Raw genomic sequence first — 19,506 nt, 5'->3', positions numbered from 1 at the left:
CGTCGGCTACGGCTGGGCGAGCTGGTCCAAGGCGTCGGTGAGCGTGAGCTCGTCGTCCTTGGCGTCGTTCCACCGTGCCAACGTGGACGCGGCCGCGCGCAGCATCTCCGGTGGAAGGCCGGCGGCCGCGAGCGTGTCGGCGGCCTCCTCCAGCTCCGGGCCCCAGCGCCAGGCGCGCGCCGCCGTCTTGGCCACGTACTCCGGTTCCGCGAGGTACGAGTCGGTGCGCCGGGAGGCGACCTCGATGAGCTCTTGGTCGACGCCGTGCTCGCGCGCCATGCCGACCGCGAGCGCCACCAGCACTCGGCTCGTCTTCTGGAATGCGGCGTACGACAGCTTCAGCGCGGACGCCTGCCCCACCTTCGTACCCAGTACCGCGGTTCGGACGGTGGTGTCTGCGAACAGCGCTTCGATGCGCTCGGTCTCTCCGACCGGGCCGGACAAGTACAAGGTCGGCGTCTTGCCGCGCACCGGCGGCGAGCCGACCACGCCGCCGTCCACGACGGTCGCGGCCGGTTCGAGCAGCGCGGCGATCCGCTGCGCCCGCTCGGGATTGATGGCGTTCGCCTCCACGTACACCCCGGCGAAGCGGTGCCCGGCGACCTCGCGGGCCAAGTCCTCGGCGGCCGCTGGCGGGCAGAGGCTGATGACGATGTCGCTGCGGTCCAGCAGTTCGGCCAGCTCGGCCACCGGTGTCAGGCCGAACCGGGCGGCGCGCGCCGCAGACGCGGTGCTGCGCCCCGTCTCGCACCAGAGGACCGCGGCCGCGTTGGTTGTGGCGCAGGCGGCGACGGCGGCGCCCATGCTGCCGGGGTGGAGGATGCCGACGGTCGGCTCGGCCACGGTTCTACTCCGTCTCGTTGAGCAGGATGGTGATGGCGTCGGTGACGTCGTCGACGACGTGGTGCGCGGCCGGGAGTCCGTCGGGCCACGGTCGGCCGCGCAGCCAGATTGTGCGCAGGCCGGCCTGATGTCCTCCGCCAATGTCTCCGGCCGGGTTGTCGCCGATCATCCAGCCGCCGTCCGCGAGGCTGACGCCGCACCGGAACGCCGCAAGCTCGAAGAGCCTCAAGTCCGGCTTGCGGATCTCCAGGTCGCCCGAGACGGCGACGCCGTCGGCCAGGGAGGCGAGGCCGGTCCCGGCGAGTTTGGCTCGCTGAATGTCGCCGGCCCCGTTGGTGATGATGCCGATCGTCCAGGCGGCCGCGCGGAGGCGGACCAGGCCCTCGAGGACCTCGGGGCGGCAGGTGACGGCGGCCGACATGAGGTCGACGTACTCCTGCCACAGGTCCGCAGCCGATGCCTCCAGGCCGAAGGCGTCCCGCAGCCGGGCGAAGTTGTTCACGGTCGCGCGGTCTGCCAGTTCGGCACGCAGCCACCGCTCGGCATCCGGGCACAGCACGCGGGAGCGGCACAGGCTCGTCAACGCGTCGCTGAGCGCCGACTGTCGGTCGACCAGCGTGCCGTCGAGATCGAAGAAGGCGAAGCGGGACACGGGCACGGACCCTACCGGGCGTCGAACAAAACTCAGTTCGCGGCAGGCGCCTCCCCCACGCGGAGATCAGATCGTGTATCTTTCGTAGTTACAACGATCATGGAAGGCGTGGCTATGTCCGACTCGGACCGCTCGCAGCGGGTGGACGCTCTGCTGAACGGCCTGCCCGAGGCTCTGCCGTCTCCGCGTGTGCGCGCGAAGCTGCGCCTGGCGGCCGGCCTCACTCAGCAGGACGTCGCGGACGCCGTGGGCGTGAAGAGGGTCGCGGTCACGCGCTGGGAGTTGGGTCAGACCAGCCCTCGGCGCCCGCACCGCGAGAACTACCTGCGTCTCCTCAAGGGCCTCGCAGAACGCTTCCCCGAAGCCGCGGAAGCGGATGAGGGCACGCCGACGCCAGCCTCGGATTCAAGGGGGTCGGGGTGACGTAGCCGCCACCGGCCGCGCGGCCACCTTGCGGACTGACAATCCGCTTCGGCCAGCGCGACCCTTCGCACCGACTGGGGCGTGACACCTCAGTTCGGCTGCTCAGTTCCGGTTGACGCCGGTCCTGAGCTTCGGCTCATCGAGCCAGTTCCTATGCAATACCCCGCCTTGACAAGCGGGTCGGCCCCTTTGACAAGGGCCACCAGCAGCACCCCGACCGTTGACGCGGTCGGCGCCCTACTTCAAGACCCGGCCGCTGACAACGGCCACGTCCCGCCGATCCGCGGGGCCCTTTGACGGGGGCCCTGCGGCTCACCAGGACCGGGAGGGGAGGAGAAATCTCCCCCCACCTGATCCAGGTCCGCCCGCTTCTCACGAAGGGGGCGGTCCGAACACATCCGCACATCTGGCCGTCCGGCCCCGAGGGGCTCGGTTCGGTTCAGCTATATGGAAGGTCGGTCGTTCTCATAGTGCCCGAAGTGGTGTCCCCCTGTCAGCTCGGCCCTGTCCGTTTCACCCCGGTTCAGGCGCGGCGGTCGTCCCGCGTGACGGGATCGACGTACCGTTCGCCCAGCTTTTTCCGTTCCGTACCGGAAGTTGGATTTCCGGTAGGAAGCTACAAGCGCGGCGTCTTCGGAGCGGTCTCGCCGGGCTCGGTCGCGGCGTCGGCCGTCCGGCTCGTGCACCCGCTCGTCGACGTCGTCCGCGACTCCCTCGACGGGATCGTCCTCGGGGGCGGCTTCCCGTGTGGCGGGACGCGATCCAAGGTTGTTGCCCGCCGTGCGGGAGCGCAGGGGCCGATCGGGACTCGGCGGACTTTGTCCACAGGGCTCCCGGTGCAGGCTCGGCAGGTGGATGAAGATTCGAGCGTTTCGGCTGCTCAGGGGGGTGTCCGCTTTGGCGTGTACACCGGCCCCATGCAGACGCAGAAGATGGCGGCCCGTGGGGGTTCCGCTCTCGCCGGGGCGGTGGGCCGATGAGCGCCGTGGCGGCACCGGCCGTGCTCCCGCGCCCCCGTACGTTCGCCAGCGGGGCTGCCCGCCGGCGGCTGCGGTCGGTCCCGGCACAGGCCGGGCCGGTCGCGCAGCTGAAGGTGGGCAACCCGCTCCAGCTGACCGAGACGATGCGCACCCGGCTGCTCGCGGCGGTTCGCGCGCTGCTGGCGGGCCCCGGTCTGAAGGACGCGGACGACCCGGTACGCCTGGCGGCCGTCGTGCTCATGGCGAAGGCCAAGGTGGCGACGAACTACCGCGCGACGATCACCGCGACGGAGCTCGGCCGGTGGGTCGGGCTGAAGCCGTCCCGGATCGCGCACCACGTCCTTCCGCAGCTGCGTGACCGTGGCGTGCTCGGCTCGAATGAGACGGTCAGCGCGGCCGGTCGGGTGACTGGCCTGGAGTGCTGGGTGATCCCGATGTACCGGGCGCAGCACGGCGGGGACCGTCGCCACGCCCTGGCGCTGTCGCGGGTGGAGCTGGTCGTGCTCCTGGCGCTGATCGAGGCGCTGTTCGCGCCGGGCTGGGAGCACAAGGACGGCCGGGTGACGCCGGCCGGGATGCTCGCGGACCGTACGGGGCGCGGGGCGGCGACGGACCGGCTCGGGCTGCTGCTGATGGTGCTGTCCTCGAATTCGAAGGGGTGGCTGCAGCTGTGCTCGGGCAGCGTGGACAGCGAGCGGGGCCGTCCGGCGGCGACGGTGGCGCGGCTGCTGGGGTGCTCACCGGCTGGCGGGGCAAAAGTGCTCTCCCGGCTCCAGGAGCAGAACGTCGTGTCGGTGGACCGGCGGGAGACGGCGTCGGGGCTGAACGCGCGCAGCCGGGTCCGGCTGCTGCCGGTCGCCCAGGCGCACGGGATCGCCGTCCGGGAGGCCCGCAAGGCCGCCGACGCGGTGTTTTCAGACCTCGCCGTTACTGCATCCGGCGATCATGAGGCGACAGTGGAGGCTGCGACCCCTGTGATTACTGGGGTTCAGGGCGCCGGGGAGGACCTGGAGGCCGATTCGGCAGACCGCGCCGATGCTGCACACCTTCACGCCTCTCACGCTTCTGGGGTTACTCCTGTAGTTCCCCCGCAGCTCTCTTGTGGCTTTTCCGGCGAAGGCCGTGGGGGTGAAGGCCGTCGGCCGGGACGCGCGTGCGTGCGCGAGGACCAGGCCGCCGACGGCGAGACCGCCGCTGCCGGTTCGACGTCGCTGGTGGCGGAGGTCGGCCCGCTTCGCGGTGAAAAGCCCAAGGAGTCACCGGTCGACGAACAGGAGCAGGCAAGCGGCGTCGCCGCTGGTGCTGGTGCCCGGCTGACTGTCGTGGGTGGTGGAAAGACGCGGCAGCAGGGGCGGTCGGAGCTTCCGGCCGATCTTGATCTGCGAGTGGCTCTGACGCCGGTGTCCTGGCTGTGGCAGGGGCTGAACCGCTGGCAGCAGGACCGCGTCGTGGAGGCCGCGAAGGCGGAGCTCGCCCAGCTGCGCCAGGTGCTGGAGTGGTCGGGGCAGGCCCCGTCGGTGCTGGCCGCCCGGCTGACGTCCCGGCTCGAGGAGACCGGCGGCGAGGCCCTGATCGCCCGCCCGTTCGGCTGGATCACCCGCCGCGGGCTGGTGCGCCGGCCGTCGTGCTCGGACGTGCGGTGCGACGACGGCGTCCGGCTCGACACCGGCGCCGACTGCGACAACTGCGCCAACATCCTGCACTCGCGCCGGGCGTGGCGGGTGCGGATCGCGGCCGAGGTCGACCGGGAGCTGCCCGGCCTGGACCAGGATGCGCGGTACCGGGAGATCGAGGCCCGGATGCGCCGTCACGCCGAGGCCGAGGCCGCCGACTTCGTGGCCCGTCAGGCCGAGGCCCGGGAGCGTGCGGAGAAGCGTGCGGCGGCCCGTGCCGAGGCCGAGGCGCAGGCCCTGGTCGAGCGGGAGCGGGCGGCGGCCGAGGCGGCGGCGAGGCAGGCCGTGGCGTGCGAGGACTGCGGCCGGGAGCGTTCGGCCGGGCTGTGCGAGGCGTGCGGCCACCGGCGGCAGGCCGAGGTCCTGATCGGCGAGGCCGGTCTCCTCGCGGCCACCTGGTCGGCCGACCCGAGCGATCCGGTCGCCGTCGCGGCCGTCGCCGCCGAGGTCCGTACGGCCATCGAGGGCGCTATCGCCGCCGCGTGGGAGCAGTTCCAGCAGATCACCGACCCGGAGGTCCTGGAGGCGGCCGGCCCGGACGCCGTCGAGGACGCCGCCGCGCACAACGCCATGCTGACCGCCGAGAGCGCGGCCGCGGAGTACCGGCACGAGGCCCTGGTGATGCTCGGCCGCGGCGAGGAGGCCCAGGCCGAGGCCCGCAAGGCGTACGCGACCGAGCTCGCCAAGCCGTGGTTCCAGGCTCTGCCCGACAGCGACGACGCCCAGCGTGCGGCGACCGAGGCCGCCGCGCGGGCGCAGACCCGCACCGCCGAGCACCTGCTCGCCGTGCGGCTGGAGCAGCTGCACACCCAGGCCCGCCCGGAGCCGGTCCGGCCCGCGTCGTGGTCTCGGCGCCTGCCCGAGCTCGCTGCCCGCCCGCTGGGTGGCGAGGCCCTGGAGGTGATCGCGTGAACGCCGTTCCGGAGCTGTCCGGCGTCGACCTCGCGCGCCAGGCCCTGCTCGCGGCCCGGGAGGCGGCGAAGAAGAACGGCGCCCAGACCAAGAAGCCGAAGCGGCGCACCGGCACCGCCGTACGGAGGGACGGCCGCGAGCCGCTCGGGCTCGGTGCGGCGATCAGCATGATGATGACCGAGCGGGGCCTGGTCGCCCCGGCCGCCGGCGGCAGCGTCCTGGCCCAGTGGGAGACCATCCTCGCCGCGGCCGCGCCCGAGCTCTCCGGGCACGTCCAGGCCGTGGGCTTCGATACGGAGTCCGGCCGCCTGGACGTCGTCCCCGACGCTCCGGCGTACGGCACGAAGGTCCGCTGGATCGCGCCGAAGCTGATCGCGGCCGCCAACGAGAAGGCGCCCGGTGCGAACGTGCGTACCATGCACGTCCTGCCGCCCGCGCCCGGGAAGCCCGGCCCCGCCACGGCGGCCGCCGCCCCGGCCTCGCCTCCGTCCGCACCGGCCGCGCCCGCGCCACGTCCTTCTCCATCGGCCGGTTACCGCCGCGCGCTCGCCGCGCACCAGGAGGTCGCCGGGCCGCGCCGGGTAGACCCGGCCATCGCGGAGGCGGTGGAGCGGCAGGCCGCCGTGATGCGGGAGCTGTCCCGCAGGGCGTTCCCCGAGCCCGACGTTGCGGTGCTGGAGGATGCGCCGGCCCCGATTGAGCAGGCCCGCGCACAGCGGCGCCGCCAGGCCGCGGCGACGGAGGCCGCCGCGCTGCGCCGGGCCCGTGCCGAACGAGCCGGAGACATCGCGCCCTCGGTGCCCACCTCCCGGCAGAGGGCCGGTGAGGTGGCGTGATCAACCACGCTGGGGAGTCGCCGCAGTCCTACCCGCGGGTCGCGCTCAACTGGGCCACCCGCTCGGAGAACGCTTGGATGTTGGCGCGGACCATCCGCTCCTCGATGAGCTCGCACGCCCTGAGTGCTGCCGCGATGCACAAGCGGAAGACGTCCCGTTCGTCGCCGTCCAGCAGCCGGTGAGCTCCCGTCAGGGCGATCCAGGCCGACAGCCGGCGGGGAGAGCGGTCGCAGTGCGCGGACCACCAGGACGGCAGGTTCGCGGCGAGCCGGTCGCTGTACGCCGTCGACGGAAAGAGCGCGGGGGTGTCGTCCAGCAGGGCTGCCTCCGCGCGGCGCAGGAAGTCGACCGCCTCGTCCTCATCCCGGTCCTCGTCCCCCAGGCACCCCAGGACGATCCCGAAGTAGGGCACGGACAGCAGGACGCCGTCAGGCCAGTCGGCAGGGATCTCACCGAAGGTCTCGGCGAAGGTCTCCATCAGGAGATCGTTGGGGTCACGGTGCACAGCCCACATGTACTCCCTGGCCCGGACCGTGAAGGGCAGAACACGGCGGCCAGGCAGTCGGATCGCCCGTACGAGCTACCCGTCTGCGCCCGGCCCGACGACCGGTAGCCGCCTCCTGTCAGGTCGGCGGCGGCTGGCCGGTCGGCGCGGCCTGGTCGGCGGGCTGGTCCGGCTGCTAGCGCCGCTGCTGCTCGTCCCACTCCTGGATGACCGTGCGCAGCATGTCCACGTACTCGGAGTCGGTGTCGCGGGCCGCGATGCTGCGCAGGTACACCTCGGCTCCCTGGAGAAGGCCGGATCGGGGGTGTGCCTGCACCAGAGCGCGGTGGGTGCCACGTTCGAGGTGGTGGCTCCAGGAGCCGTCGTCGACCTGGTCCTCGGGCGCGGCAATGTGCCCGTCGACGAAGCCGCCTTCGGCGGTGGTGCAGCAGTTCCAGCCGTAGTCGCTGACGCACCGATCGCAGGCGAGGGTGCCGCGCATGTCCGGGTAGCGGCGCTGCCACTCGCCATCGAGGGCGATGACGTCCCCGGCGAGCGGGATGTTCTTGGCGCACAGGCAGCACTTGATGCGGAACGCGACGGACACGGTGGAGCTCCCTTGTCAGCTCATGGGCTGGACCCGCCCAGCCTGGCAGCCGGCCCCGGTTCTGAAACGTCGCCATGCCGCACCCGGCCTTCGGGGCGGCGAGCCTGCAACACGCGGCGCAACACCGGACTGCAACGCACCCGTGTTGCGGTCCTGACCTGCACGAACGGCTGTTGCGCCGCTTACCCGCCCGCGTGTTGCACTCCAACCGATGCGCGATTCATGCGCGATTGAGTGCGCGAATCAATGCGCGATCGGGTATGCTGTCTATTGGAGGTGACCTCTGTGTCCACTGAGAACGAGCTGTTCAGCGCCGTGGATGCGCTGCTGGAGCAAGTCGCACAGGACGACCTGCCGGTCCCCGAGGAGCGCAAGCGCCTGCGGGAGGCGGCGGGCCTGAGCCAGGCGCAGATCGCGAAGGCGCTGGACGCCCGCCGGGAGGCGGTGGGGAACTGGGAGACCGGGAAGACCGAGCCGCGGCCGCCGAAGCGCGCCGCGTACGCCCGGCTCCTGGAGGGCCTCGCCGCCCGCTTCCCCGCCCCGGCCGCCGACGAGCCCGCCCCGGCTCCGGCGCCGAGGGTGCCGGAGGCGTTCACCGGCCCCGCGCCCGTTCCCGCCCCGGCGGCCGAAGCACCAGCGCCCCCGGCACCGGCTGCTGCCGTACGACCGGCGCCCGCCTCGAGGCCCGCCGCGTCGTCGCGGCGCCCGGGTGCGAAAAAGGCGGTGGCGAAGAAGACCACGGCGTCGGCGGCCGCCGACGACCCGCGCTTCGAGAACGGTCCGCTCGCCGTCATCGACGTCGACACCGACGGGCAGGTCTCCGCGTACTGCGTCGGCGGCCTGGTCCTGGACGTGCCCGCCAAGACGATCCCGGCCCTGGTCGACTGGACCCTCGCGGAGGCGAAGCTCGGGCAGGGCCGGCTGCACCGCAACGGCCGCGACGCCGACCCGATCCTCGTCCTGACCGCCTCCGCGCTGAAGCGCTTCGGTCTGCCCGCCGCCCTGTCGGAGGAGGAGCGCCGCGCGGGACGGCTGGCGGCCGGCCACAAGGTGGTCAAGCAGATCGAGCGCGCCGGGCTCCAGATGACCCAGCGCGGCTTCGGCCCGTGGGCCCGGCTCTACCGCGACCCCGAGGGCTCCAGGCGGCGCTGCGTCCAGCTGTGCGTCCTGCCGTGGGACGCGCTGAACACCCGGGAGTGGGGCAAGAAGGACGACCCGGAGCTGCTGCTGACGATGCACCCGGCCGACCTCGCCCGCTACCTCGGCCTGTACGCGGCCCGGGTCACCACGCCGCGCGGCTCCACCGCGACGACCGGCCTGGAGCTGATGACCGCGCTGCGCCCGCCGACCCGCGCGGAGAAGGACGAGGCGACCGGCGAGTTCAAGCGGGCCTTCAACGACGACGCCCTCACCCAGCTCTACCCGGTGGTGGAGTGCGAGGTCCCCGACGAGCACCCGATCCTCAAGGACAAGTTCGCCCGGCACCACCTGCGCACCCCGGCCGAGATGCTGATGGAGGAGGCGTACGACTGGTGCCGGCCGCTGACGGATGAGGAGTGCGCCAACCCGTACCTGGTCGCGATCGACATCAACATGTCGTACGCCGCGGCCGTCAACGGCCTCACCGTCGGCCTGAACGGCCCGACCCATCTGACCGGCAACCCGAAGTTCGACGCGTCGCTGCCCGGCTCGTGGCTGGTCGACCTGTCCCACGTCGACCTCTCCCGCGTCCGCATCAACGGCCGCACCGTCGACGGCGACCGGCTCCCCTCGCCGTTCACCCCGACCGGCGAGCGCCCGACCGGCCCGGCCTGGTACGCCACGCCCACCGTCGCCTACGCCGTGGAGCTCGGCTTCGACGTCGCGCCGATCGAGGCGTACGTGCGCACCCGGACCGGCCGCTACCTGGACTCCTGGTACAAGCGGCTGCGCGACGCGTACGTGGAGACGATGGCCGACATGGGCGTCACCACCGACCTCCAGGGCGAGGAGTTCCTCGAGGCGATGGCGCGGCGCAAGCAGACCGACCCGACGATGGCGCTGCTGGAGACCGCGATCAAGGCCACGGCCAAGGGGGCGATCGGCAAGCTGCGCCAGCGCTCCCGGGGCCAGGTGCCGTACTACGAGCCCTACCCGGCGCTGGAGCGGGTGAACTGGCGCCCGGACATCCGGGCCGCCGTGCTCGCCAGCCAGCGCACAGGCCTGCACCGCAAGTTGATGAAGACCGCGGCCGCCGCCGACCTGTACCCGACCTCCATCGGCACGGACGCGATCGTCTACCCCTCGCCCGGACCGTCCCCGCTGGACGTCCTGCCGACCACGCCTGAGGGCAAGCCGGTGCCCGGCGGCTTCCGGCTCGGCGTCTCGCCCGGGATGGTCAAGCACCAGGGCACCCAGACCGTCCTGTGGGCGGAGCAGCAGTTCGAGGAGCGCGGCGGCGTCTTCAACATCTCCAACCTGATCAAGACCGACCAGAGCGCCGGAGAAGGGGAGTAGACCGTGGTGGACTCGCTCGGGGACAGCCTGGACCGCGCACTGGAGAAGGCGTTCACCCGCCCCGCTCCCAAGAGCGCCCAGGCCCAGATGAAGTACCTCGTCAAGCAGCTCAAGGGCACCCAGGCCGCTGCCCAGGCCCTCGGGATCTCCCAGCGCACCGTGGAGCGGTACGTCTCGGGCAAGCTGAAGCGGCCCCGCCAGGAGCTGCGCGCCCGCCTGGAGGGCGAGGTGAAGAAGAGGTGGCAGCCGCAGGTTCGCGCGAAGGCGAGGCAGAAGGCGGCGACCACGACCGGGCTGGTCGTCTCCACCCGGGCCCGCTTCGGCTTCGAAGCCGCCGGGGGCACGACCGACGATGCCCGGATCCGGGACATCACCCAGGCCCTGCCACCCGAGTACGCCGACCAGCTGTTCGCCGCGCGGGAGCAGGGCGCCGGCGAGGACCAGCTCCGGCAGATCGCCGCCGAGGGCCTCGCCCGGATGTACTTCCGCGCCAACAACACCCGCGCGCACGGCCTGGACGTGGAGTTCACCGACGTGGAGCGGCTCGACATCGACCTGTAGGCCGGCTCTCGCACGAGCGCCGCGCCCCCGGCATTGGAGCTGCCGGGGGCGCGGCGCTTCGCATCCTACGGAAGGCGTGTCACGGTCAGGTCGTACGCGCGGCACGGCGCCGCGCCCACCAGGACAGCCGCGGCGAGGTGGCGGCGTTGACGGCCCGGCCGAACGCCTCCAGCGCGGCCTCCAGGCGCGCGGTGCTCTCCACGTCCGACAGGGCGTTCAGCAGCTGCTCGGTGGCGGTGACGACGGCCGGGTCGGAGGAGCGCATGAGCGGGGCGGCGGCGGTGGCGGCCCGGGTGAGCGGCTCGCGCACGGCGGCCACGGTCTGCTTGCTCGCCACCCGCTCCCGGCTCAGCAGCTCGGCCGCGCGCCCGAAGCCCACGAGCCCGCTCTGCGCGTCGGTGCCGCCGGCGATCCGGGCGCGGGCGGCGCCGCCGGTGAAGGCGAGGACGGCCAGCAGGAACGTCCGGCCGCGCTCGGCCGGCCCCTCCCACAGCAGCCGGTTGGTGGTGGCCGCGCTCTGCAGTTCCATCACCGCCACCGTCATCGCATCCGCCTGCACCCGCAGGGCGCCGATCTCGGCCTGCTGCTCCTGGCGGTTGCGGGAGCGGTTGGTCAGCCATGCCGCGAGGACGGCGATGAACGCCCCCGAGACGAGCGTGCTGGCCAACTCGATCAACTTGTCCATCCCCACAGGCTGACCGCGCGCCGGCCCCGGCGTCCGGGCCGTTGCGCACCTGACGCACAACCCGCACCCTCTCGTTGCCGATCAAGAGCAGAGGCGGCGGCCGGGACGCCGTGAGGCCCCGCCCTGCGCTGCTGCGCCGGTGCGGGGCCTCACACGCGTATCCGCGGGGGATCGGATGTTCATGCACGCGCTGCCGTGTCCAACGGTGCCGTCCTGCCAAGGGTCACGGCCCGGCTTTCCTACTCCCCGTCGTTGTCCTTCTGCTGCTGGCGTTTCGCCTGCTCCCTGCGCTCCTTGGCCTCGATCGCGTACGCCAGCGCCCTGCGGTGCTCGTTGACGCTGCCGCCTTCACCGCGGCGTTGGGCGATGTCCCCGGCCAGGTAGTCGGCGAACAGACGCACGGGCTTGTGACTGCTGCCCTCGGCGAACTCCAGCAGGTGCAGCAGCGCCTCCAGCTCGCTCTTGCGTACGGGCACGTTGACGATGTCGTCGGCGCCGGAGGTCAGCGCCTGGGCGGTGCGGTCGTAGTAGGCCCCGCAGCGGGCGTTGTCGAAACGCAGCTCGTAGCTGGGGTTGCCGTAGTAGAGGCGCTTGTGCGCTTGCAGCCGTTCGCACAGGTCGGGGAGGTCCTCGAGGGGCTGACGGTAGAAGGGGCGGTCGCCGCTGCCCGCGGAGTGCGGGTCGAGCTGCACGGCGGAGAGGAAGGCGGCCACGCGGTCGGGCTCGGGGATCAGCCCGGCGCCCAGCCAGCGCGCACCGTCGTAGAAGGAGCCGCCGGCGCCCGCCCGGCCCTTGGGCAGGATCCACAGGCACCAGCCGGACGTCCCGGACCAGTGCAGCCCGGCCTCAGCGTCCGGAAGGAACCGGCGGACGAAGCTCTCGTTGAGGTTGACGCTGCCCTCCACGTCGTTGTGGTGCCTCTCCCGGTCCTCGTCGTCGTCGAATCGGCCCCAAGCACTGACAGAGCTGACGGGCGCCCCCTCGGCCAGCAGCTTCTCGGCGACAGCTGTCACGTAGTGGCCGATGGCGTTCTTGAGCGCGCCAGCCAGTGGGGTCTCTGCCATGCGGGTCTTCCCTCCCTCGCAGGCCGTCGGTGAGCCCGCCTCCGCCTCAGCAGATGGCGTCACCCCGGTCGGCCGACACTGTGTCAGCCTCCTTTCTAGCGGCGCCGGGCACCTGACCGGGCAGTTTCCGGCCGCGCAGCGCACGGCAGCCGACCGCAGCCCTACGCGTCGTGGAGAGGCCCGTCGGCGGGCCGCCTGGTGGCGCTCAGGGCTGTTCGGGCGGGGCGTCCTTCAAGTACCAGCCGTGGACGGCCATGCACTCCTTCGTCCACTCCATCAGCAGGTGGGCGGCCTCCTGCAGGCGGCTCTCGTCGTGGCCGCCGGCGTCGGCGAAGAACTGCACGAACAGGCCCGCTGCGGGCCGGTCCACGTCGCCGGCGTCGCAGGCCGGGCACAGCTCCAGGTGGATCGGCCGACCGTGCTCGTCGTCCTGCGGTGCCACCCCGCTCATGATGAGATCGCCCCCGCAGCGCGAACACTGCGGCAGCCGGTCGGACAACCTGAGCAGCTCCATGGCCGGCCCCCTTGCTCTGCACGTGGCCTCCACCCAAGACGCGCTGACCTGCGCCGTCAACCCTTCGACGGGCAAGGGAGCCCGGCTGGCCGCTGGGCTCTGTCCACAGGCCAGACCCGATGAAGTGTTCGTATGACTGAAGAAGAGAAGGCACAGCAGGCGGCCCGTACCCGCTCCAAGCTCCTGGAGGGCCTCGCCCGCGCCGAGCGCGCCCTGTTCACCCGCCCCGCACCGAAATCCGCGCGAGCCCAGATGAAATTCCTTCGCACGCGAGAGAAGGGCTCCACCAAGAGCCTGGCGGAGCGCCTGGGCGTCTCCCGTAAGACGGTGCAGCGCTACCTCTCGGGCGCGTCCAGCAAGCCGAACAAGCGCCTCCAGGAGGTGCTGGTCAAGGAGACCGAGTCAGAGTGGCAACCGCAGGTCAGAGCACAGGCGAGGCAGCGCGCGACCACCTCGGGCGGACTCGTCATCAAGTTCCGGGCCACCCTTGGATTCACCGCGAACGGGTCCTCGGACGACACCCGAGTACGAGACCTCTCCATCGCCGTGTCACCCTCCCACGCAGCCCTCATCCTGGCGGCACGGGAGGAGGGTGCGACGGACAGCGACCTCCACAAGGCCGTCGCGGAGGCCATCGCGGACGCCTATTTCCGTCAAGGCGGGGGCGGTCGTGCGAGCCTGGAGGTGAAATTTCGGGACGTTCAATCGCTCGACATCGAGTTTTAGCAGCACGGAATTCACGGGTGCGATAAACCTGTCTGGTGCCGCCGCGTCCGATGTGTGACGGCCCGATATCCCGCTTCTATCCCATGACGATTGAGAGGCTCGTGTGAGCACCCCTGCGCCCCGCTTCCGCCGCCGTCCCCGCGTTCCCGCGCCCGGCGCGGCCGCGCCCCGCCAGCCGGTCGACCAGGCGAAGGTCGGCCGCCGTGCGGTGCGACGGCGCGCTACCGGCATGACCGCCACCGAGGCCGCGGCCGCGCTCGAGGAAGCCCGGCTGCAGCAGCACATGGACCGCGACCGCGAGGACCTGGCCGACGACGAACGCGGCCCCGCCGAAGTCGCCGAGTGGGAGCGCATCACGCAGCTGCTCGTCACCGCCGGCGGCATCTACGACCCGGAGACCGACGCCGCCGTCCAGGACGAGCTCGCCGCCGACCGGCGAGCCGAGGAAGCCGAGCAGCAGCGCCTCCAGGAGCAGCAGCAGCTCGCCGCCCGCGCCGACGAACTCGCCACGCACATGCGAGCCGGCCGACTCGACCGGACCGTGGAGACCCGGCCGGGAGACGAGGCCGCCCGCGACCTCCTGGTCCACCGAGGCGACTACCACCCCGTGGTCGACGGCTGGCTGGCCCGCGCCCTCGCCGACCGCTCCGGCCACTACGCCGACCCGGCCGCGCGCACAGACGCCGTCGGCTCGCTGCCCGCCGCGGTACGAGCCCACGCCGCCCTGCTCGCCGCGCTCATCCGCACCGGCGCCCCGGCCGCCGACGGCGAGCTGGAGTTCGCCGGCCGACTCGCCCAGGCCGACCCGGAGGCCACCGGCGCGCTCGCCGCCTGGCTGGAGTGCGTCCTCGCGCCCGCCGAACTGGCGGAAGCGGGCGACCGGTGAGCGCGGGCGACCACGTGGTGGCCACCTGGGTGCAGTCGACCGGCTGCGGAACCCGGTACGAGGATCTGACGGCCGACGGCCAGGTCCACGTCGACTACGCGCCCCCGCTCGGGGAGCCGTACTTCGAGGGCGACGACGACCCCGACTACAACCCGATCTGCCACTGCCCGCTGACCCCGCGCCAGTTCTGCATGGAGTGCGCCGGCTGCGCCGCCTGCGGGCAGTGCACCGGCCCGCACGTCTGGCCACCGCTCCAGACCTGATCGCCCCTGTCACGCTCACCGACCGTGACAATCAGGTGTCACGCCCCCTGTCACGTCGCCTGTCACGCCGCCGGGAAGCCGCGTGACAGCACCTCCTAGAAAACCGACTAATTCGGGCATTCGGACGCGGAAACGGCCCGGAACCCCCTCTCCGGGCCGTTTCCGCGTGACAGGCGCGACAGCGTGACACCCCACCGGCCGGTGATTACTTTCCGTGTCGGTCGGCATCGGGCCGGAAGCGCCGGCCCCGGCCCTGCAGAGCCCTCACCGGTCCGGTTCGTCCGTACCGGGGTCCGGTGGCCCGGCCCGGCGATACCGTGGTGACACACGCCAGATGACAGCCAGGAGCCCCCGGATGAGCGAGCAGCCGGCCCTCGTGCCCGACCGCCAGCCCCTCGATGAGCACGCCGCCGCGTCCGCCCGCGCGTACGCGGCCGACCAGCGCGCGCGAGTCGACGTCCTCGCCTCGGTGCTGGAGGACATCGCCGCCAACGGCTACCCGTCCCCGGAGACGGGCGTGCTGTGGGAGGAAGCCCGCGACGCCCACCTGGACCGCCTGGCCGGTGAGCAGCCCCGTGTCGCCTGACCACGCCCCGCGCCGCTCCCAGGTCGTCCTGGTGGAGCCCGCGCTGAGCCAGCTGGCGAAGCTCACGGCGAGCGAGACGCACCGCCTGGACCGCGCGATCGTCGCGATCAGCGTCAACCCCGAGCTGGGCACCCCGGTGCCCGACACCCTGCTGCGCGACTACGTCGACGACGTCGACGGGGTCCGCGTCATCTACTACGTCACGGCCCTTCGACAGATCACGATCGTCGCGTACGTCGAAGCCTGAACAGTGCAGCAGCGCCCCGGATCCGCTTGGGTCCGGGGCGCTGCTGTGTCTGCTGCTCGGTGGCTGCTGGTGGTGGTTCGGGGTGCCGGAGAGTGATGACATTCCGAAGGCCGGCCCCAGGCGCCGCACGGCTGCTGCTCGGGTAGCAGGCCGTGCTGCACAGGGCAGCGGGGCCGTGCAGCAAACGGTCGTTCGGCTGCTGCACGACCCCGCTGCATCCGGTCAGTCGGTGGCGCCGGTGGCCCATCGCTCCAGGTCGCTCACCGGCTTCTTCAGCAGGGTGCGACGGCGGGACTGCGCGGTCGCCCGGCTCTCCAGGTGCATCGCCTTCGCCAGGTCGCCGTGCGAGACGCCCTTGGCCGCCGGGAGGCGCAGCGAGGCGTCCCGTACGGCCTCCAGGCGCTCCAGCAGCCCGGTGGTGCCCTCGATGGCGGCCGCGAGCTCCGCGGCGCTCGCCCGGCCCCCACGCAGCAGCGCCAGGCCGTGCAGCGCGGCGGCGAACAGCGCGGCCAGCTGTTCGCCGTCGCTGCCGAGCGCGGCGACGTCCTCGGCGGCGAGCGGGACCAGGAGCTGCTCCTGGCGGTGGTTGTCGGACGCGGGGTCGGTGCTCACCGCGGTCTCCTTCCTCGGTCGGGGTGGGTCAGCGGTCGGTGACGGTCCAGCCCTCGCCGGGCCGGACACGGATGACGCCGCCGGGGGTGTGCAGCTGCCCGCCGCCTACGCCCAGGCCCAGCGCGTCGATCTCGTCCAGCAGCGCGGCGGCCCGCTCCGCGAGCTCGCGGGCCTGCTCCTGTCGGGCGCGGAGTTCCTCAGCGGTTCCGGTGAACACGGTGTCTCCCTGATGGTGGCGGGGCGGGGTCGGCGGGCGGGGCTACAGCCAGCGGAAGAGGTCGCGGACCTGAGAGGCCGCGCCGGAGAGGTTGTCGGCGTCCAGGCGGGCGTCGAAGTCGTACGGGTCCTCGGTCTCGTCCATCACGTTCTCGGACGCGGCCGCCAGGACGTCGGCGAACCGCTCGTGGACGGCCGCCTCCCTCAGGGCCTGGACGACGCTCTCGCGGTCGGCGGTGCCCCGCCTGATGGCGTCGGCGAGCAGCCCGAGCGCGGCGGCCGCCGCCGGCGCCAGGTATTCGAGCTCGCTGTCGACCCCGCCCCGGTCGGCGCTGGTCTCGATGGCGGTGATGTCGGCGGCCTTCACGATCTCCGTGGACGTGCGCTCCATGACGGGCTCCTGTCTCGGCTGGCGGGGGTTCAGGCGGTGCGGCTGAGGTAGCCGGCGGCGACGTCGACGAACCGGTCGTGAGCGTCCTTCGCGGCCTCGCGGGCGGCGGTCAGGGCCTCGGTGGTGGCGTAGGCGTCGCGCAGCGCGTACGTCAGCGTGACCATCTCGTCGGCCGCGGCGCGCACCGCCTGGTCCTCGATCAGCACCCGCAGCGCGACCAGCGGGCGGGTGACGGCGGACCGGGTCATGTGGCTCTCGCCGCGCAGGGCCTCGATCCGCTCGCGGCCGGCCTGCTTGAGGACGGCGTCGCCGCGCATCCACATCGCCCGGCGGTGGTCGCTGATGGCGCAGGCGAGGGCGGTGACGGCCTCCAGGCGGTCGCGGCGGATCGCCTCGCCGTGGCTGACGCGGACAGACCGTTCGGCGGCGCGCTCCTGGAAGCGCCCCGACACGATCGAGCCGAGCAGGGTGCCGACGATGGCGAGGGCGGCGGTGACGAGGGTGACTAACACGGCGGGTTCCTCCCCTGTATGAAACTCAATACATGTATTGAACTTAATACAGCGGGAGGGCGCAAGAGGGTCCGCTCATGATTCTTTTCGCGGGGCTGTGACCTGCGCGTTTCCCGCCCGCGGGAACCGTGTGCGCGTAGCTGACATACGCGTCCCGCGCACGGGACGAGGTGCCGCGCCCGGCCTGGAGCCCGGTTTCCCCTCCAGGGGAACGATGTTCACGGGACTCTGCAGCGGTCCCGTGAGCTGGCGCAGTCCGCAGCGGTGGTGTTGCCGCCGACACCACGCGGATGGGCCGTCACCTGCGGTTTTCCCCTCCAGGGGAACGTTGTTCCACCTCTGCGTGGACAAACGCGGCCCCTTTGGCCACCCCCACGTGGACAAACTCCGGCTCGGGGATGGGTGCCGACCTGCTGGTTTCCCGCCCAGGGGAACGATGTATCGCCCTCAGCGCACGCAGAAGCGGCGCCGCACCGTGAGGTGCAGCGCCGCAGTGCGAACGGGCGGGCTACGAGGCGTGGAGCTGCCGGACGGTCGCCAGGGGCGCGTCGTCGTCCTCGGGCTCGGTGGGCGCCGGCTGACCGGTGGCCTTGGAGCCCAGGCGGTAGAACTTCACGCCGACGGCCGTGTAGGCGAGCGTCAGCCAGCCGTTCTCGACAAGCCGGCCGATGCTCCGCGAGGCGCTGGTGGTGCTCAGGCCGACCAGCTTCCCGATGTCCGTGGCGGTGCTGCGCACGGGCTCCCCGACCGGGACCGCGGTCGCGTAGTACATGAGGACCTTCAGGTCCGCGCCCTGCTTGAGCTGCGACCGCAGCAGGAGGTTGTTGAGCTCGCCGGCCTCCATGAAGTGCGGCGCGAACGACTCGGCGATCGGCGACGTCATGACGCTTCCTTCTCCTTCTTCTCCGGCGGGCACGTGGTCACAGGGTGTCGGGCGTGCTGCGTGGCCCAGCGCTGCTGCCCCGAGGAGCCGTCGAAGGCGGCCCGGGAGTTCAGCTTGTAGAACTTCACCCGGCCCACCTGCTCGGCCTCCAGGAGGAAGCCTCCCCTGTTGAGGTTACCCACGGACCTGCTCACCGCGTTCGGACGCAACTCCAGGTCGTTGCCGATCTCGCGAAAGCTCATGCGCAGCGGCTCGTCCCCGGGCGGCGCGTTGAACAGGTAGTAGCCGTAGACCAGCTTGTCGTTCTTGGTGTAGCCGCTGCCCTTCTTCCACAGCGCGGCGCCCAGCTTCTTGCTGGCGTTGACGTGCCGCCCGCCACCGCTCCAGTCGTACGGCTTGTCGTCCTCCTTCAGGAGCTCCAGCTGGACGTACTCGCCCGTGCTGGTGTTGACCGCTGGCCTTGCCCGGCTCATACCGCTCCTCACCTTGGGATTTCCCCTAGAGGGGAACGATGTACGCGGCCTGACGGTAGCGACCATTTCCCCTCCAGGGGAACCCGCCACGCCGACCGGACCCGCGATCCAGACCGGCCAGCGTTTCCCCTCTAGGGGAAAGGTGCGTCCCGATCTGACACTCAAATAGCCTCGATTGATACATGGCATGGCCGCTGACCTGCGACGATGCGTGTTCCCTCTATACGCACCTATCCGTAGGCTCAACCGACCCCCCTCGCGCGCGTGAGGGCCTGCCACCGCGACGCACCGCTCGCTGGACGCCCAGGGCGTTCTGCGGGCCTGGGCATCCGATCGGCGCTCACCTTCACCGGTGGGGCCTACCAATTCGCCTGAGCGGATTTATCGAGTCGCATTCACGGTTGTTTTCTTCCGCTATTACTGGGGCTCGCATTTCGTCATCTCCCGGCCTTTGTCTATTCCGAACTTGCTGCACCTGAGAGCTAACCCATGACCCGCTTTTTCCTGGTCAGTGGTGGTGCGCATCCATTCCAGACCTAAGCTAGCTGATATCTTTGAAGCACGCTCCCGGATCGCCCACCTTCCCCCTCCCGGACCTCCGTTCGGCTCGTCACCCGCCCGACTACCTGTCACCCCTCCCTCCCCTTGCTGCTGCTCGGGCCGCGAGGTCCGTGGGTGGGCCGCGCGGAGCGTGGCACGCCTGGCCGGTGGGGGAGTGGGGCCCGCGCCCCGGGTGGCTGGAGCGCAGCGGAGGCCACGGGTCGGCCGGAGGCCGGCCCCGGCCCGCAACGCGGGCCGGATGCCCTGCCCTTGGCGGGTCGCGCGGAGCGCGTGCCCGCTGGCGGTGAGCGGAGCGAGCCGCCTCCGCTCACGCGGAGCGGGAGCGGCCCCCTCGCGCTTTCCGTGCTCCTCGCCCTGGTCTCCGCGGTCGCCTACGCGGCCGCGGCGATCGTGCAGGAGCGGGTCGCCGCCGCGGCCGAC

At 72.1% G+C, this 19,506-nt stretch carries 23 protein-coding genes; 10 read left to right on the top strand and 13 right to left on the bottom strand.

What is annotated here, in order from left to right; translation table 11 throughout:
• Positions 1-6: 6 nt before the first annotated feature.
• Positions 7-843, bottom strand: coding sequence for a DUF1932 domain-containing protein (locus AB0C73_RS33160; RefSeq protein WP_362537133.1), 837 nt, complete (start codon positions 841-843; stop codon positions 7-9).
• A 4-nt stretch (positions 844-847) separates the two neighbouring features.
• A complete protein-coding gene (locus AB0C73_RS33155) occupies positions 848-1,495 on the bottom strand; it encodes an HAD family hydrolase (protein ID WP_362537131.1) in 648 nt (215 codons plus the stop codon).
• Between the two features lie 114 nt (positions 1,496-1,609).
• On the opposite strand from AB0C73_RS33155, the gene AB0C73_RS33150 reads away from it, so the two are divergent.
• The 3 genes from AB0C73_RS33150 (at position 1,610) to AB0C73_RS33140 (ending at position 6,319) form a co-directional block, all read left to right on the top strand.
• Complete coding sequence (locus AB0C73_RS33150; protein WP_161266709.1) at positions 1,610-1,918, top strand: helix-turn-helix transcriptional regulator; 309 nt, start codon at positions 1,610-1,612, stop codon at positions 1,916-1,918.
• Between the two features lie 976 nt (positions 1,919-2,894).
• On the top strand, positions 2,895-5,483 hold the full coding sequence (locus AB0C73_RS33145) for a hypothetical protein (protein WP_362537129.1): 2,589 nt from the start codon (positions 2,895-2,897) through the stop codon (positions 5,481-5,483).
• Entirely contained in the window at positions 5,480-6,319 is an 840-nt protein-coding gene (locus AB0C73_RS33140) for a DUF721 domain-containing protein (protein WP_362537127.1), read from the top strand. Before AB0C73_RS33145 ends, AB0C73_RS33140 begins: the two co-directional genes overlap by 4 nt.
• Before the next feature lie 28 nt (positions 6,320-6,347).
• On the opposite strand, the gene AB0C73_RS33135 is transcribed toward AB0C73_RS33140, so the two are convergent.
• A complete protein-coding gene (locus AB0C73_RS33135; protein WP_362537125.1) occupies positions 6,348-6,797 on the bottom strand; it encodes a hypothetical protein in 450 nt (149 codons plus the stop codon).
• 202 nt (positions 6,798-6,999) lie between these two features.
• Positions 7,000-7,410, bottom strand: coding sequence for a hypothetical protein (locus AB0C73_RS33130; RefSeq protein ID WP_362537123.1), 411 nt, complete (start codon positions 7,408-7,410; stop codon positions 7,000-7,002).
• Positions 7,411-7,695: 285 nt separating this feature from the next.
• On the opposite strand from AB0C73_RS33130, the gene AB0C73_RS33125 reads away from it, so the two are divergent.
• Both AB0C73_RS33125 and AB0C73_RS33120 read left to right on the top strand, forming a co-directional pair.
• Positions 7,696-9,906 (top strand): helix-turn-helix transcriptional regulator, encoded by a 2,211-nt coding sequence (locus tag AB0C73_RS33125; RefSeq protein WP_362537121.1) that lies wholly within the window; start codon positions 7,696-7,698, stop codon positions 9,904-9,906.
• Between the two features lie 3 nt (positions 9,907-9,909).
• Positions 9,910-10,467, top strand: coding sequence for an XRE family transcriptional regulator (locus AB0C73_RS33120; RefSeq protein WP_362483707.1), 558 nt, complete (start codon positions 9,910-9,912; stop codon positions 10,465-10,467).
• Positions 10,468-10,552: 85 nt separating this feature from the next.
• Here the strand turns inward: AB0C73_RS33120 and AB0C73_RS33115 are convergent, their stop codons facing one another.
• The 3 genes from AB0C73_RS33115 to AB0C73_RS33105 all read right to left on the bottom strand — a co-directional run bounded on the left by AB0C73_RS33115 (position 10,553) and on the right by AB0C73_RS33105 (position 12,730).
• Positions 10,553-11,152 (bottom strand): hypothetical protein, encoded by a 600-nt coding sequence (locus tag AB0C73_RS33115; protein WP_362537119.1) that lies wholly within the window; start codon positions 11,150-11,152, stop codon positions 10,553-10,555.
• 239 nt (positions 11,153-11,391) lie between these two features.
• The gene (locus tag AB0C73_RS33110; protein WP_362537117.1) at positions 11,392-12,216 is read right to left on the bottom strand and encodes a hypothetical protein; all 825 of its coding nucleotides are present in this window, start codon (positions 12,214-12,216) and stop codon (positions 11,392-11,394) included.
• A gap of 205 nt (positions 12,217-12,421) precedes the next feature.
• Positions 12,422-12,730: a DUF6300 family protein gene (locus tag AB0C73_RS33105; RefSeq protein ID WP_362537115.1), complete on the bottom strand. Its 309-nt coding sequence runs from the start codon at positions 12,728-12,730 to the stop codon at positions 12,422-12,424.
• A 132-nt stretch (positions 12,731-12,862) separates the two neighbouring features.
• Between AB0C73_RS33105 and AB0C73_RS33100 the strand changes: the two genes are divergently transcribed.
• The 5 genes from AB0C73_RS33100 (at position 12,863) to AB0C73_RS33080 (ending at position 15,438) form a co-directional block, all read left to right on the top strand.
• Positions 12,863-13,456, top strand: coding sequence for an HTH domain-containing protein (locus tag AB0C73_RS33100; protein ID WP_362537113.1), 594 nt, complete (start codon positions 12,863-12,865; stop codon positions 13,454-13,456).
• Between the two features lie 103 nt (positions 13,457-13,559).
• Positions 13,560-14,342, top strand: coding sequence for a hypothetical protein (locus AB0C73_RS33095; protein ID WP_362537111.1), 783 nt, complete (start codon positions 13,560-13,562; stop codon positions 14,340-14,342).
• Positions 14,339-14,605: a hypothetical protein gene (locus AB0C73_RS33090; protein WP_362537109.1), complete on the top strand. Its 267-nt coding sequence runs from the start codon at positions 14,339-14,341 to the stop codon at positions 14,603-14,605. Before AB0C73_RS33095 ends, AB0C73_RS33090 begins: the two co-directional genes overlap by 4 nt.
• 355 nt (positions 14,606-14,960) lie before the next feature.
• Positions 14,961-15,191, top strand: a complete 231-nt coding sequence (locus tag AB0C73_RS33085) for a hypothetical protein (RefSeq protein WP_182854134.1) — start codon at positions 14,961-14,963, stop codon at positions 15,189-15,191.
• Positions 15,181-15,438: a hypothetical protein gene (locus tag AB0C73_RS33080; protein WP_182854133.1), complete on the top strand. Its 258-nt coding sequence runs from the start codon at positions 15,181-15,183 to the stop codon at positions 15,436-15,438. The genes AB0C73_RS33085 and AB0C73_RS33080 overlap by 11 nt, the downstream gene beginning before the upstream one ends.
• A 222-nt stretch (positions 15,439-15,660) precedes the next feature.
• On the opposite strand, the gene AB0C73_RS33075 is transcribed toward AB0C73_RS33080, so the two are convergent.
• From AB0C73_RS33075 to AB0C73_RS33050, 6 genes are all read right to left on the bottom strand, one after another.
• Positions 15,661-16,050, bottom strand: a complete 390-nt coding sequence (locus tag AB0C73_RS33075; protein WP_362537107.1) for a hypothetical protein — start codon at positions 16,048-16,050, stop codon at positions 15,661-15,663.
• A 28-nt stretch (positions 16,051-16,078) separates the two neighbouring features.
• The gene (locus AB0C73_RS33070) at positions 16,079-16,267 is read right to left on the bottom strand and encodes a hypothetical protein (protein WP_362537105.1); all 189 of its coding nucleotides are present in this window, start codon (positions 16,265-16,267) and stop codon (positions 16,079-16,081) included.
• Between the two features lie 42 nt (positions 16,268-16,309).
• Entirely contained in the window at positions 16,310-16,657 is a 348-nt protein-coding gene (locus AB0C73_RS33065) for a hypothetical protein (RefSeq protein WP_362537104.1), read from the bottom strand.
• A 29-nt stretch (positions 16,658-16,686) separates the two neighbouring features.
• Positions 16,687-17,169 (bottom strand): hypothetical protein, encoded by a 483-nt coding sequence (locus AB0C73_RS33060; RefSeq protein WP_362537102.1) that lies wholly within the window; start codon positions 17,167-17,169, stop codon positions 16,687-16,689.
• Positions 17,170-17,677: 508 nt separating this feature from the next.
• Positions 17,678-18,052 (bottom strand): hypothetical protein, encoded by a 375-nt coding sequence (locus AB0C73_RS33055; protein WP_362537100.1) that lies wholly within the window; start codon positions 18,050-18,052, stop codon positions 17,678-17,680.
• Entirely contained in the window at positions 18,049-18,525 is a 477-nt protein-coding gene (locus tag AB0C73_RS33050) for a winged helix-turn-helix domain-containing protein (protein WP_362537098.1), read from the bottom strand. Before AB0C73_RS33050 ends, AB0C73_RS33055 begins: the two co-directional genes overlap by 4 nt.
• Between the last annotated feature and the right edge of the window lie 981 nt (positions 18,526-19,506).

The organism is Streptomyces sp. NPDC048623, assembly GCF_040650755.1.
Taxonomy (GTDB): domain Bacteria; phylum Actinomycetota; class Actinomycetes; order Streptomycetales; family Streptomycetaceae; genus Streptomyces.
The sequence above is the reverse complement of the archived record's forward strand: the minus strand, read 5'-3'. Positions and strand labels throughout refer to the sequence as shown.

What these genes read in the sequence shown, in the direction of transcription:
- AB0C73_RS33115 (WP_362537119.1), bottom strand. Translation starts at nt 11,152, where the DNA reads ATGGACAAGTTGATCGAGTTGGCCAGCACGCTCGTCTCGGGGGCGTTC.
- AB0C73_RS33135 (WP_362537125.1), bottom strand. Translation starts at nt 6,797, where the DNA reads ATGGAGACCTTCGCCGAGACCTTCGGTGAGATCCCTGCCGACTGGCCT.
- AB0C73_RS33110 (WP_362537117.1), bottom strand. Translation starts at nt 12,216, where the DNA reads ATGGCAGAGACCCCACTGGCTGGCGCGCTCAAGAACGCCATCGGCCAC.
- AB0C73_RS33150 (WP_161266709.1), top strand. Translation starts at nt 1,610, where the DNA reads ATGTCCGACTCGGACCGCTCGCAGCGGGTGGACGCTCTGCTGAACGGC.
- AB0C73_RS33065 (WP_362537104.1), bottom strand. Translation starts at nt 16,657, where the DNA reads ATGGAGCGCACGTCCACGGAGATCGTGAAGGCCGCCGACATCACCGCC.
- AB0C73_RS33055 (WP_362537100.1), bottom strand. Translation starts at nt 18,052, where the DNA reads ATGACGTCGCCGATCGCCGAGTCGTTCGCGCCGCACTTCATGGAGGCC.
- AB0C73_RS33085 (WP_182854134.1), top strand. Translation starts at nt 14,961, where the DNA reads ATGAGCGAGCAGCCGGCCCTCGTGCCCGACCGCCAGCCCCTCGATGAG.
- AB0C73_RS33050 (WP_362537098.1), bottom strand. Translation starts at nt 18,525, where the DNA reads ATGAGCCGGGCAAGGCCAGCGGTCAACACCAGCACGGGCGAGTACGTC.
- AB0C73_RS33105 (WP_362537115.1), bottom strand. Translation starts at nt 12,730, where the DNA reads ATGGAGCTGCTCAGGTTGTCCGACCGGCTGCCGCAGTGTTCGCGCTGC.
- AB0C73_RS33100 (WP_362537113.1), top strand. Translation starts at nt 12,863, where the DNA reads ATGACTGAAGAAGAGAAGGCACAGCAGGCGGCCCGTACCCGCTCCAAG.
- AB0C73_RS33145 (WP_362537129.1), top strand. Translation starts at nt 2,895, where the DNA reads ATGAGCGCCGTGGCGGCACCGGCCGTGCTCCCGCGCCCCCGTACGTTC.